Here is a 12335-nt window from a genome sequence, read left to right as displayed (position 1 = left end):
TAATTTATAAGCGCCTGTTATATAAAGCGTGATGGATTAGGCAACTTTTGGCGTGCGGTGCTGGTATTGGTCATTAATGACCTTGGCCACCACCGGTGCGGCCAGCAAGTTGCCCTGCAACACGGTCGCCCCGGCTGAGATCGCAATATCCAGTTGCTGCTGGGTTTCAATGCCCACAATCACCGGCGTGCTGCCCAAATCCTGCACGCTGGACACCAGCCCCTTGAGTGCCTTGGCCAAGCCCGGTTGTTGCGCGGCCTGCTGAATCACAGAGATATCAAACTTGATAAAGTCATGCTGCACGCTCCACAAGCGGTACAGCTTGCTTTGGTGGCCGCCGACATGATCAAACGCAATCTGATAGCCCAAAGCGCGATAGTTCTCCACGGCAGCGATCAGGTGCTTGTCCTGCTCGATCAGCGACTCGTTGATCTCGAGCACAACGCGATGCGTAGGCACCGAATACTTATGCAGGATCTGTTCAAATACCTTGCCGTGAGCGCTGACCTCGAGCAGTAATTTCGGATGCACGTTTAAAAACAGCAAGCCGTTTTCCTGGTGGATGGCCCGGTAATTAAGCACGTGCTGCGAGCGGCAGACGCGGTCAAACTGCACCAGCTTGCCGGACTGCTCGGCATAGGTAAACGCAAACTCGGGGGTGCTGCCCAGAGTGCCAAACAATAAGGGACGAATCAGGGCTTCATAGCCATAAATATCCCCTTGTTTGGCATCGTAGATCGGCTGAAAAGCGGTTTTAAGATGAACACCGATAAAGGTGCTTTCATACTCGCCCGAGCTCGCCTCCAGCAGACCAAGCTCTTCCAGGTCCAGCGCAAGCACCTGTTTGAGTTCGGCACGCAATTGCACAATGTGCTCCGGCTCTGGGGATAACTGTTTTTGTGTCATCATGACTCCTTTCTGCGTTTAAGCATGCGCTAGGCAATGATTTTTAAACGCTATTTTTGATAAATCTGGTCGAAGATGCCGCCATCACTAAAATGCGTGTTTTCGGCTTCGTTCCAGCTGCCAAACACCTGTTTGACCGTAAATGTATTGAGCTTTTTAAAGCTGGGTTGCGCCACTTCAGCCACTTGCGGGCGCAAGTAATGTTTGGCAGCCAAAGCCTGACCCGCAGGTGAAAAGTGATACTCAAGATAGGCTTGTGCCAGCTTGCGCGTGCCTTTTCTATCCACCACCTTGTCTACCAGCGCCACCGGGTTCTCTGCCAGTACGGTCACGGACGGGTACACCAGCTCAAACTTGTCTTCCCCCAGCTCTTTTTGCAGCAGATAGGCCTCGTTTTCAAACGTCACCAGCACATCGCCAATCTCGCGCTGGGCAAACGTGGTAGTGGCGCCGCGGCCACCGGTATCCAGCACCGGCACATGTTTAAACACCTGGGTCACAAATTGGCGCGCCTTGCTGGCATCGCCGCCTTTTTGCGTGATATAGCCCCAGGCGCCCAGATAGCTATACTTGCCGTTACCCGAGGTTTTAGGGTTAGGAATCACCGCCGCCACACCGGGTCTGATCAGGTCGTCCCAGTCTTTAATCTGTTTGGGATTGCCTTTGCGGACCAGAAACACTGTGGGTGAAGCGCTGGGCACGCTGTTATTGGGTAATCTGCTCTGCCAGTTTGCCGGGATCAATTTGGCTTTTTGCGCCAGAATATCAATATCGGCGCTACGGTTCATGGTAATCACATCCGCAGGCAAGCCATCCACAACCGCACGCGCCTGCTTGGTCGAGCCGCCGTGTGACTGGTTAATGGTCACCGATTCACCGGTCTTTTCTTTCCAGTACTGGACAAAAGCCGGGTTGAATTCTTTATAAAACTCGCGGGTCACATCGTAAGAAACATTCAGCAATTCAGCAGCCTGAACAGGTGCTTGTAGCAGCGCAGCCCAGACCAGCAAGTGACGGATAAAAGACGACATAAACAACTCCCTGAACTTGATAGGGAGGCACTATAGCGGGGTTTTTATATTTTTAAAAAGAATAAAATATAATATATTTATAATTTTAAAGAATATAAAACTGAAGATGATAAAAAACGCCAGTGCAAGCACTGGCGTTTTAATCGCATGGTCGCAGCAAGGCGCAAAGCGGGAAACAGCGAGCAATTTAAGCGGCTGACACACTGAGCCCTTGCTCATCAAATATGCCGTCAAACAGCACGGAGCTCAAATAGCGCTCGCCGGAGTCTGGCAAAATCACCACGATGTGTTTACCCGCATGCTCAGGCAGAGCCGCATACCTGACCGCTACCGCGACCGCAGCCCCGCAGGAAATACCGGCCAGAATGCCCTCCTCGCGTGCCAGTCTTCTGGCGAATGCAATCGCTTCTTCATTGGTCACTTGTGCAATGTCATCCACCAGACTTAAATCCAGAATATCCGGCACGAAGCCTGCGCCTATGCCTTGAATTTTGTGCGGTGCCGGCGCGAGTGCTTGCCCTGCCCTAAACTGTGTCAACACCGGACTGGCTGCCGGCTCTACCGCAACAGAGAGGATATTCTTATGCTGAGTCTGTTTGAAATAGCGGGAAACACCGGTAATGGTGCCGCCGGTGCCCACCCCTGAAACCAGAATATCCACCTCGCCATTGGTATCGCGCCAGATTTCGGGGCCTGTGGTTTGTTCATGAATGGCCGGATTGGCCGGATTTTTGAACTGTTGCAACAACACATAACGTGCTGGATCCGCGGCGGCAATTTCTTCTGCCTTGGCTACGGCGCCTTTCATGCCTTTGGCGCCCTCGGTCAGTACCAGCTTGGCGCCATAAGCAATCAGCAATTTGCGCCGCTCCAGGCTCATGGTTTCCGGCATGGTTAAGGTAATGGGGATGCCCCGTGCCGCAGCCACAAAGGCCAGCGCGATGCCGGTATTGCCGCTGGTAGGCTCCACAATTTCTTTACCGGGGCCCAGCAAGCCTTTTTGTTCGGCATCCCAGATCATAGCCGCACCGATGCGGCACTTGACCGAATAGGCCGGGTTACGGCCTTCTATTTTGGCAAAAATGGTGGCCTGACCAGGGGCGGTCAATCGGTTCAGGCGAACTAAAGGCGTATTACCGATGGATTGTGCATTGTCGTTAAACCAGTGTGACATAAAGGGCTCTTTAACTAAAAACAGTGACTTTAGTTTAAAAAGCGCAGAAGTAATTTAAAAATAATTTTTTAAGTGATAAATATATTTAATAGTTATATGAAGCTGGCTAGGGCCTGCTAATAACCGAAACACATAATCAAATAAGCAACGATTCTAGTAGCCACCCTGTTCATTTGCTGCGGATTATTCTATAGTGGAAAGAGATTCATGCTGACCAGACAACTGGAAGCCAGTGACCCGCTAGGGCCACTGGCTTTTTTTTCGCCTGTTGTCAGCAATCGCGTACTTACCATGACAAGGAATCCACGATGCAAGAAATTGCCATCGAGCACATCGTGCAACAACTGGCGGGCATCCGCGAACATGCATTGCAACAACGCCAGCGCTTGACGCAACCACCCAAGCTGCCTTCACGTAAAGTGCTGGCCAAGTGCGTGGAAGGCCTGGCTGCGGCGCTGTTCCCCAACCGGCTGGGTGATTCTGATATTCAGCCACATGCCATTAACTTTTATGTGGGGACCACGCTGGATAAAGCGTTGCGTGAATTACAACAGCAAATCCGGCTGGAACTGGCGTTTAAGGCAGCAGGCACGCCTGCTAGCGAATTTAATGAACAGGCGCATGCCCTGACGTTCACCTTTGCTGAACAACTGCCGGCGGCGCGTTTGCAACTGGATACCGACCTTGAAGCGGCTTACCAAGGCGATCCGGCCGCGGACAGTGTGGATGAAATCCTGGTCAGCTACCCTGGCATTCTGGCTTTGATTCATTACCGGCTGGCGCATGTTTTACATCGCTTGGGCTTGACCATTACGGCACGCCTGATCACCGAAATCGCCCATTCGCAAACTGGCATTGATATCCATCCTGGCGCCCGTATCGGCGATTACTTTTTTATAGATCATGGTACTGGCGTGGTCATTGGAGAGACGGCGATTATTGGTAATCACGTCCGCCTGTACCAGGCGGTGACATTGGGTGCAAAAAATTTCCCCAAAGATGCCAATGGCCACCTGGTGAAAAAATTTGAACGTCACCCTATTCTGGAAGATTACGTGGTGGTGTATGCCGGGGCCACCATTCTTGGCCGCATCACCATCGGCAAACATTCGATTATTGGCGGCAATGTTTGGGTAACGTGTAGCGTGCCCGCCAACAGTCACCTCACACAAGCACATTCGGATGCCAAACCGATTCCGGCTGCGGCTTGATTTTTAACTATTGCAACCTATTAATAGTTGCACTTTAAGGAGACCTTATGTCAGAACAACCTTTTCAGAGCGCTTTGGGCGATGTCGCTGCCCGCACGCTTGCCAATGCTACCAAATCGGTGCCCATGCTCAGCACCATCAGCCCGCGCTGGCTGGTGCATTTGCTCAACTGGGTACCCGTTGAAGCCGGTATTTACCGTGTCAACAAGGCCAAAGACCCCAACGCCATTACTGTCGACTGCTCCAACAAAGATGAAAAAGAACTGCCAGCAACCTTTGTCGATTATGAAGAATGGGGCCGTGAATATGTGCTAAACGCGGTGAATACCGTGGTCGATGTGCATACCCGCGTGTCTGACCTGTATAGCAGCCCGCACAACCAGATCAAAGAGCAACTGCGCCTGACTATTGAAGTAGTCAAAGAGCGCCAGGAAAGCGAACTGATCAACAACAAAGAGTACGGCCTGCTCAACAATGTGGCCAAATCACAAACCATCAAAACCCGTAATGGTTACCCAACACCGGATGACCTGGATGAGCTGCTGACCAAAGTCTGGAAAGAACCTGCGTTTTTCCTGACGCACCCGAAAGCAATTGCCGCCTTTGGCCGTGAGTGCACCCGCCGTGGCGTGCCACCCCCAACCGTTTCCTTATTCGGCTCACAGTTCTTGACCTGGCGTGGCGTTCCGCTGATTCCTAGCGACAAACTGCCTATCGTCAACGGCAAATCCAAAATCCTGCTGCTGCGTGTAGGCGAGAGCAAGCAAGGCGTGATCGGGTTGTATCAACCGAACTTGCCAGGCCAGCAAACCATGGGCCTGTCAGTACGTTTTATGGGCATCAACCATAAAGCGATTGCTTCTTACCTGGTCTCGCTGTATTGCTCACTGGCCGTGCTGACCGAAGACGCGATTGCCGTCCTGGAAGATGTCGGAGTTGATCATTACTATGACTACAAGTAATTCATTCGGCTTGACTTTAACTGATGGCGCCAGTTTTGAGCCTGAGGCCATCTTGGCCTCATTGCCGGGTGAGCATCCCAAGATGACTGCTGCGCTGGGTGTAGGACGCGAACTGGAAAACACAGGTGTGCTGGATACCGCCACGCTGACGCAACTGGTCAACGATCTCTACGCTGAAGGGTTTCCGGCGACGGCACCGTTTGCGGCAGCAGACCTGGCGCAATCGTTGGCGGCTGCGCATGCCCCACAGCCATCTGTCCCGCCTACTGACTCATTGACCACCAAGCTGGTCAATGTGGGTGGCACAGGTGGTGTGGCCTCACCGAGTTATGCGCAAACGCAGGCGCAACCCGTCACCCAGCAGGCGCAAGCTCAGCAGCTCACGTATGTGCCTGGCATTGAAGCCTTGGGTAGCGACCCGTTACATAACCATCCGGCCCACCTGAATGTATTGCAGCCCGAGGCTGCTTTTCTGACCCCTGGCTCATTTGCCGGGACGGGCATTGATATTCCTTACCAGCAGGAGCTGGATCGCTGGCTGGGGGCGGGTGCAATACAGTCCCCACCGTCTGCGGCCTCCTCCCAAACTGCGGCTAAACCGCCGGTAGCCGGCGCGCAATCGTTTTACTTTTTGCAGGCCGAACCCGGGTTGACGGGCAGCCTGCCGGCTTCTGCGCATCCGGCATTTGATGTGCATGCGGTACGGCGTGACTTTCCCATCCTCAATGAGCGGGTGAATGGCCGCCAGTTGGTCTGGTTTGACAATGCGGCGACTACGCAAAAACCACAAGTGGTCATCGACCGCGTGAGTTATTTTTACCAGCACGAAAACTCCAATATTCACCGGGCCGCCCATGCGCTGGCCGCGCGCGCGACGGATGCGTATGAAGAAGCGCGGGAAACCGTGCGTCGTTTTATCAATGCGCCCTCGGTGAATCAGGTCATTTTTGTACGCGGGACCACGGAAGCGATTAACCTGGTCGCAAAAACCTGGGGCAAAAAACATCTGGGGCAAGGCGATGAAATTGTGGTCTCACATCTGGAACATCACGCCAATATCGTGCCCTGGCAGCAATTGTGTCAGGAAACCGGGGCTGTGCTGAAAGTGATTCCGGTGGATGACAGTGGCCAGATTCTGCTGGAGGAATACCAGAAACTGCTGACGGCAAAAACCAAGCTGGTGTCATTTACCCAGGTATCAAATGCGTTGGGGACGGTCACGCCTGCTCAGGAAATGATTGCAATGGCTCACAGGGCGGGCGCAAAAGTGCTACTGGATGGCGCGCAATCGGTGTCACATATGCGGACCGATGTACAAACGCTGGATGCTGACTTTTTTGTGTTCTCCGGGCACAAAATCTTTGGCCCCACCGGCATTGGTGCCTTGTATGGCAAAGCCGATGTGCTGCAAGACATGCCTGCCTGGCAAGGCGGCGGCAACATGATACAAGATGTCACCTTTGAAAAAACGGTGTATCACGCGGCCCCGGCCAAGTTTGAAGCAGGCACGGGTAATATCGCCGATGCGGTAGGGTTAGGTGCCGCCTTGCAGTATGTGGAACGTCTAGGCATCGAAAATATCGCCGCCTATGAGCATGCCCTGCTGGAGTATGCCACAGCAGCCATGTGCCAGATCCCCAATCTGCGTCTGATCGGGACAGCCAAACATAAAGCCAGTGTGCTGTCTTTTGCACTCAAGGGCTATCAAAGCGAAGAGGTAGGCGCAGCGCTTAATGAAGAAGGCATCGCCGTGCGTTCTGGCCATCATTGTGCACAGCCGATTTTGCGTCGCTTTGGTGTTGAAACCACCGTACGGCCGTCACTGGCGTTTTACAACACTTATGATGAAATTGACCGCATGATTACGGTGTTACAGCGCTTGGCGTCCTATCACGCCTAGTATAGCCGCGTAACATAGCTCATCCCCTGCCAGTGCAGCGTGCGCGTTGCCAAGGCAGGGGATTATTTTTATGTTGCAGCCAAGATTGTGACATTCGCGGCAAGCCTCTGTAGAATCGTAATGCATAGCTCGCTGTGAGTGTGATTTCCATAACCAGACGCCAGATAACCGATGAAATTTGATCCGCGCAACAACAAATTTACCGCCATTTTCACCCGCGAAATGCTGGAAGCCACGCTCCCCTCCTTCCTGCTCATTTGCCTGGCACTGTTTTTTGCTTACAAATTCATAGACCCTGCACCCCCACGCAATATTGTGATTGCCACCGGCGAAGCGGACCTCAATTACAATGCGTTTGCCGCGATTTATGGCGTTTATCTTAAAAAAGAAGGCATTCATCTGCAGATACGCAAAACGGCAGGGGATGATGAAAACCTGCGTTTGCTCAAGGACCCTGACTCCAACGTAGATATTGCATTCATTCAAGATGGCATGGCGCATAGTGAAGGCGCAGGCTCACTGTTGTCATTAGGCAGCCTGTACTACCAGCCGGTATGGATTTTTTGCCGCGGCAAAACTGAAACCACCCATTTATCGGCCCTCAAAGGCAAACGCATCGGCGTCGGCTATCCAGGCAGTGGCAGTCATTTTCTGGCCAACACGCTGCTTTCGGAAAGTGGCATCAATGCCAGCAACAGTACCTTGGTCACCATAGGTGCCGAAGAAGCAGTGGCGGCCCTGCAATCAGACAAGCTCGATGCTGCTTTTTTTGTGGATGTTGCCAACTCCAGCCTGGTCCGCGAGCTCATTGCAGACAAGCATCTGACCATGGTAAGTATGGACACCGCTGAAGCCTTTTCACGCAAGTTTGCGTTTATGCATCACCTGGTGCTGCCAGAAGGCGCCATGGACCTGGCGCGCAATATTCCCAGCCACGATGTGCATCTGGTGGCGCCAACCGCGACGCTGGTGATCAAGGACAGCATGCATCCGGCGCTGATTTACCTGATGATGAAAGTGATTGCCGAAGTGCATGGTGGCCCAAGCATGTTTAACGGCAAGGGAGAATTCCCTTCTGCCAAGGATACGGATTTCCCGATCAGCACGCAGGCGCTGAATTTCTACAAATCCGGCCTGCCGATTATTGATAAATACCTGCCATTTTGGGCAGCCACCTTTGTTAATCGCACGCTGATTGTGATTTTGCCTTTGCTGGCGTTGCTGATCCCGCTCACCAAAATTATCCCGATGGTGTATGTGTGGCTGGTCAAGCGCAAACTGTTCCGTTATTACGGCGAGCTACGCTTTCTGGACACCCAGTTGCAAGAGATCAAATCGGCTGAAGATGTCCGTCAGTGCCTGGATAAACTCAATGAAATTGAAACCAAGGTGGTCAACGTCAAGCTACCGGTGCCTTTTTCACAATATGCTTACGAGTTGCGTGCGCATATTGAGCTGGTTCGCTCCAAACTCAATCAGCGCACGTTTTAGGCACAAGCCTTAAACGCACAAAGCTCAGGCAAGGTCTGCCCGATTGCGCATCCAGTCTTGCAAGGCCTGTGCGGTCATCGGCTTGGCATATAAAAAGCCCTGCACAAAATCACAGCCCAGTGCCTTCAGATAGTCTGCCTGTGCTTCGGTTTCCACCCCCTCGGCCACAATCTGGTAATGCAGGTTTTTGCCCAACACCACAATGGCACTAATCACCGCCTCTGAGCGCTCTTTGCCGGGAATGTCATTGACAAAAGACCTATCCACTTTCAGGTAATCCCCCGGAATATCACGCAAATAAGCCAGGCAGGAATAACCGGTGCCAAAGTCATCAATCGCCAGTTTAATGCCGTGCTGTTTGAGTTTCTGCAGGCGCTCGTTGCCCGTGCAGTCGGCATGAATAAACGCACTCTCGGTCAGCTCAATTACCAGGCGCTCAGGCGCCAGGCCAGTCTCTTGCAGTACCAGCAACACATATTCGGCAAAACAGGGGGTATTTAACTGCAAGGGGGAGACGTTGACCGAGACTTTGGCCCGACTCAATTCACCGGTAGTCCAGGAGGCCGCTTGTGCACACGCGGCTTTGAGTACCCAGGCACCCATGGGCACAATCAGCCCGGTCAACTCGGCCACACCGATAAACTGATTCGGCGACACGACCCCACGCTCGGGATGTTGCCAGCGAATCAAGGCTTCAACGCCCACCAGTTTACCGGTCTCAAAATCCAGCTGCGGTTGATACACCAGATAAAACGCTTCTTGCGCAATCGCAGCCTCCAGTTCACTGGCAAAAGCCAGGTCTTCTGGGGGCAACACCTGCTCATGCATCACCCCTTTGTGATAATAGGTCAAAGTCATCACAATGATGATTAAAATCAGTGCAGCAGTGATAATGATGGGCGTCAGGCGAAGATCGTTATCAAAAAAAACGCCCACCCCTCCCAGAACAATCGCACATGTAATCAAGATGCAGACGATCCATCTCAGATGCTTGCCAGTGTCATCCAGCAACAACAGGTAACTCATGGGGGTAGCGGTGATCTGCCTTGCCAGCAAGGCCGCCGCACACAGCGAGCCACCAATCGTGGTCAACAGTGAGAGCTGACCGTAAGCGTGCGGGATACGATAAGCCCAGGCCAGCAAGCCAGTGACTGGCATCAAAACGGCAATACTCAGCAAGACCTGGCTGGCGCGATTGCAATGGCGATGATGCAGCACAGCTGCGAGCAACACTAACATGGCCATGCCCAGATCAAAAACCATATTGCCCTGCTGGTCAGCGAACAATGTGGCGAGCGTCGCCCAGCCGTTGTTGAATGTGACATCGCTGCTTCTGACATAGAGCTGGCACAGAAAACCGGCAGCGACAATCAGGATCAGGCCACCAATCACGCGCTTTTGATGCCAGGTCTGGTACACCACCCCCAGGCTGGCGAACATGAAGATCAGGTATGCACTGCTTTGCACTAAAAACAGGCTTGCCGCAGAGTGTACTGGCAAAAACGGTAGTCCCCACAACACAGTGACAATACTGACAATTGCCAGCCAGGGAGCAAACTTTTGCACCGTTCTTAAAAACCGGTGCCGCATATATAACTGCTGTGTTGAAGTTGCGTGATGACGCTCAGTAGACCAGTCAATACTGGAAACTGACATAGTGCTCCCCCTAATCTTGATCTATTCTGATCCTGTGCGGGCACAGGCCATGTCATTCACTATAGGCGAAACGAATGGATACCAAAGTAAAATAAAATGGCACATTTCTACTCTTTATATCAAATTAATTGATACTCATGAGTGATTCGCTATAAAACAGATAGTTTTTATAGCAGAATGGAAGCAAGCTAAACGAGGGAAAAAGTCCTGACCATGGCAGGTCAAGTCATGATCAGTCAATGCAAATCAGGTGAGCGTTTCAGGTTGTGCCACAGAGACCCATTGTGGCAGCGCATCGGCTTCAAGGGGTTTGGCATACAAAAAGCCTTGCACAATATCGCAGCCGATTGACTTGAGGAAATCAGCCTGTGCCTGGGTTTCTACCCCTTCGGCAATAATGCGGTAATCCAGGCTTTTGCCCAGGCTGACGATCGCCTGAATCACGGCTTCTGCTTTATTGTGACCAGGCAGCTCCATCACGAATGAACGGTCTACCTTGAGATAATCGCCCGGAATATCACGCAAATAAGACAGGCAGGAATAGCCAGTCCCAAAATCATCAATGGCCAGTTTGATGCCTGCTTCTTTGAGCTGATGCATCAGACGCGCATTCTCACCGTCATCCTGTACAAAAGAGCTTTCGGTCAACTCAATCACCAGCCGTTCTGGCGCGAGCCCGGTGTCTTGCAGAATCTGCATGATCTCTTCTACCAAAGTGCCAGACTTAAGTTGCAATGCAGAGACGTTGACAGACACCTCTATCTTGCCGAGCACCGGATGATCCTTCCACTGAGCAGCCTGTGCACAGGCCGTTTGCATGATCCATTTGCCCAAAGGCACAATCAACCCGGTCAACTCGGCCACCCGAATGAATTTCTCCGGGGAAATAATGCCTTTTTCAGGATGGCGCCAGCGAACCAATGCTTCCACCCCTTTCAGTTTGCCCGTCTTAAAATCGACCTGCGGCTGATACATCATAAAAAACTGCTGATTATCCAGCGCGGTCTCGACCTGGCTGGCGAAATCCATATCGGTTGCGGGCAGTACCTTTTCGCTGACCTGTCCCTGGTGATAATAAGTCACCGACAGGGTATAAATGATGGCGATCAAGGAAACCAGTACCACGAGGGGCAAGCCGCGCATATTGTCCCCAAACATCACACCGGCCCTCGCCAGCAAGATGGCGCAGATACTTAACAACAAGATACTGGAGCGAATCTGTTTACCGGTATCGTCCATCAGCAACAGGTAACTCATGGGCGGGTGCGATGCCTGCTTGGCGAGCAAGCCAAACGCACAGAGCATGCCACTCAAGGTGGTCAGCGGGGACATGACACCATAAGGATTGGCAATGCCGCAAAGCAGCCCTAGCAAAGGAATCAAAGGAATCATGACCGCAATACACAGCATGCCCTGACTGGCAGCAACATAATGATGCCGCTGAAAAAGATAGGAGACCGCAATCAGACAGGCTAACACACCACCGGCAATAAACTCCCAACTGTTGGAAGGCGCATGCAGGCCGGTTTGGCCTGAGGCACGCAAGATGCTGGCGGTATCGTTAAAATCGGCGGCGTAAGGTGACAGTTGCACCACGAACAAACTGATGGTCACCAGCGACATGGTCAACATGGCCAGGTTGTTTCGGCCATTTTCGAGCAGCAGATTGTAGCTGACCAGAATAAAGGTCAGGTAAGTCAACAATTGCGCGAGCCAGATATTGTTATCTACATCCAGCAAATAATGGGGAAAACCTAACAAGCCGCACACCATGCTGGTCATCGCCAGAAAATGCGTATTGTCTTGTACCTTTCGGACAAGACGATGCCGCATAAACTGCCGCTGTGTGGTGTTTTCGTTGAGTGGCGCTACCAGCTCGCCAATCCCGTTCTGACTCATTATCAACCCTTAAAAACCTTGACGACTCAATGTTGCGCACATGTTAAAAAACATGTGTGAGCAATGTCATTAAACCTTAAAACTTACCTGTTTTAACGGTCAATA

General features: G+C 52.1%; 9 protein-coding genes. 4 read left to right on the top strand and 5 right to left on the bottom strand.

Going from position 1 to position 12335, the window contains the following annotated elements; all coding sequences use genetic code 11:
• Nucleotides 1-36: 36 nt before the first annotated feature.
• From ACFQ1T_RS13775 to cysK, 3 genes are all read right to left on the bottom strand, one after another.
• Nucleotides 37-906: an EAL domain-containing protein gene (locus ACFQ1T_RS13775; protein ID WP_379077868.1), complete on the bottom strand. Its 870-nt coding sequence runs from the start codon at nt 904-906 to the stop codon at nt 37-39.
• Between the two features lie 50 nt (nt 907-956).
• On the bottom strand, nt 957-1937 hold the full coding sequence (locus ACFQ1T_RS13770) for a sulfate ABC transporter substrate-binding protein (protein ID WP_313984108.1): 981 nt from the start codon (nt 1935-1937) through the stop codon (nt 957-959).
• 187 nt (nt 1938-2124) lie between these two features.
• Complete coding sequence (gene cysK / locus ACFQ1T_RS13765; RefSeq protein WP_379077792.1) at nt 2125-3111, bottom strand: cysteine synthase A; 987 nt, start codon at nt 3109-3111, stop codon at nt 2125-2127.
• A gap of 308 nt (nt 3112-3419) precedes the next feature.
• On the opposite strand from cysK, the gene epsC reads away from it, so the two are divergent.
• The 4 genes from epsC to ACFQ1T_RS13745 all read left to right on the top strand — a co-directional run bounded on the left by epsC (nt 3420) and on the right by ACFQ1T_RS13745 (nt 8675).
• Complete coding sequence (gene epsC, locus ACFQ1T_RS13760) at nt 3420-4322, top strand: serine O-acetyltransferase EpsC (protein ID WP_379077789.1); 903 nt, start codon at nt 3420-3422, stop codon at nt 4320-4322.
• Nucleotides 4323-4369: 47 nt separating this feature from the next.
• A complete protein-coding gene (locus ACFQ1T_RS13755) occupies nt 4370-5284 on the top strand; it encodes a family 2A encapsulin nanocompartment shell protein (protein WP_379077786.1) in 915 nt (304 codons plus the stop codon).
• Nucleotides 5271-7184, top strand: a complete 1914-nt coding sequence (locus ACFQ1T_RS13750) for a family 2A encapsulin nanocompartment cargo protein cysteine desulfurase (RefSeq protein WP_379077785.1) — start codon at nt 5271-5273, stop codon at nt 7182-7184. Before ACFQ1T_RS13755 ends, ACFQ1T_RS13750 begins: the two co-directional genes overlap by 14 nt.
• A 171-nt stretch (nt 7185-7355) precedes the next feature.
• Nucleotides 7356-8675, top strand: a complete 1320-nt coding sequence (locus ACFQ1T_RS13745; protein WP_379077782.1) for a TAXI family TRAP transporter solute-binding subunit — start codon at nt 7356-7358, stop codon at nt 8673-8675.
• Nucleotides 8676-8699: 24 nt separating this feature from the next.
• Here the strand turns inward: ACFQ1T_RS13745 and ACFQ1T_RS13740 are convergent, their stop codons facing one another.
• Nucleotides 8700-10331 carry a putative bifunctional diguanylate cyclase/phosphodiesterase gene (locus ACFQ1T_RS13740; protein ID WP_379077779.1) on the bottom strand — a complete coding sequence of 544 codons (1632 nt, stop codon included), beginning with the start codon at nt 10329-10331 and terminating at the stop codon, nt 8700-8702.
• A 246-nt stretch (nt 10332-10577) separates the two neighbouring features.
• Nucleotides 10578-12230 (bottom strand): putative bifunctional diguanylate cyclase/phosphodiesterase, encoded by a 1653-nt coding sequence (locus tag ACFQ1T_RS13735; protein WP_275356856.1) that lies wholly within the window; start codon nt 12228-12230, stop codon nt 10578-10580.
• Nucleotides 12231-12335 lie beyond the last annotated feature (105 nt).

Origin of the sequence: Methylophilus glucosoxydans (assembly GCF_042676145.1) — a bacterium.
Taxonomy (GTDB): Bacteria; Pseudomonadota; Gammaproteobacteria; order Burkholderiales; family Methylophilaceae; genus Methylophilus; species Methylophilus glucosoxydans.
Note: the sequence above shows the minus strand (reverse complement) of the source record. Positions and strands in the feature narration are given on the sequence as shown.

Excerpts from the sequence above, each read along its gene's own strand:
- ACFQ1T_RS13775 (WP_379077868.1), bottom strand. The coding sequence starts at position 906 with ATGACACAAAAACAGTTATCCCCAGAGCCGGAGCACATTGTGCAATTG.
- ACFQ1T_RS13770 (WP_313984108.1), bottom strand. The coding sequence starts at position 1,937 with ATGTCGTCTTTTATCCGTCACTTGCTGGTCTGGGCTGCGCTGCTACAA.
- cysK (WP_379077792.1), bottom strand. The coding sequence starts at position 3,111 with ATGTCACACTGGTTTAACGACAATGCACAATCCATCGGTAATACGCCT.
- epsC (WP_379077789.1), top strand. The coding sequence starts at position 3,420 with ATGCAAGAAATTGCCATCGAGCACATCGTGCAACAACTGGCGGGCATC.
- ACFQ1T_RS13755 (WP_379077786.1), top strand. The coding sequence starts at position 4,370 with ATGTCAGAACAACCTTTTCAGAGCGCTTTGGGCGATGTCGCTGCCCGC.
- ACFQ1T_RS13750 (WP_379077785.1), top strand. The coding sequence starts at position 5,271 with ATGACTACAAGTAATTCATTCGGCTTGACTTTAACTGATGGCGCCAGT.
- ACFQ1T_RS13745 (WP_379077782.1), top strand. The coding sequence starts at position 7,356 with ATGAAATTTGATCCGCGCAACAACAAATTTACCGCCATTTTCACCCGC.
- ACFQ1T_RS13740 (WP_379077779.1), bottom strand. The coding sequence starts at position 10,331 with ATGTCAGTTTCCAGTATTGACTGGTCTACTGAGCGTCATCACGCAACT.
- ACFQ1T_RS13735 (WP_275356856.1), bottom strand. The coding sequence starts at position 12,230 with ATGAGTCAGAACGGGATTGGCGAGCTGGTAGCGCCACTCAACGAAAAC.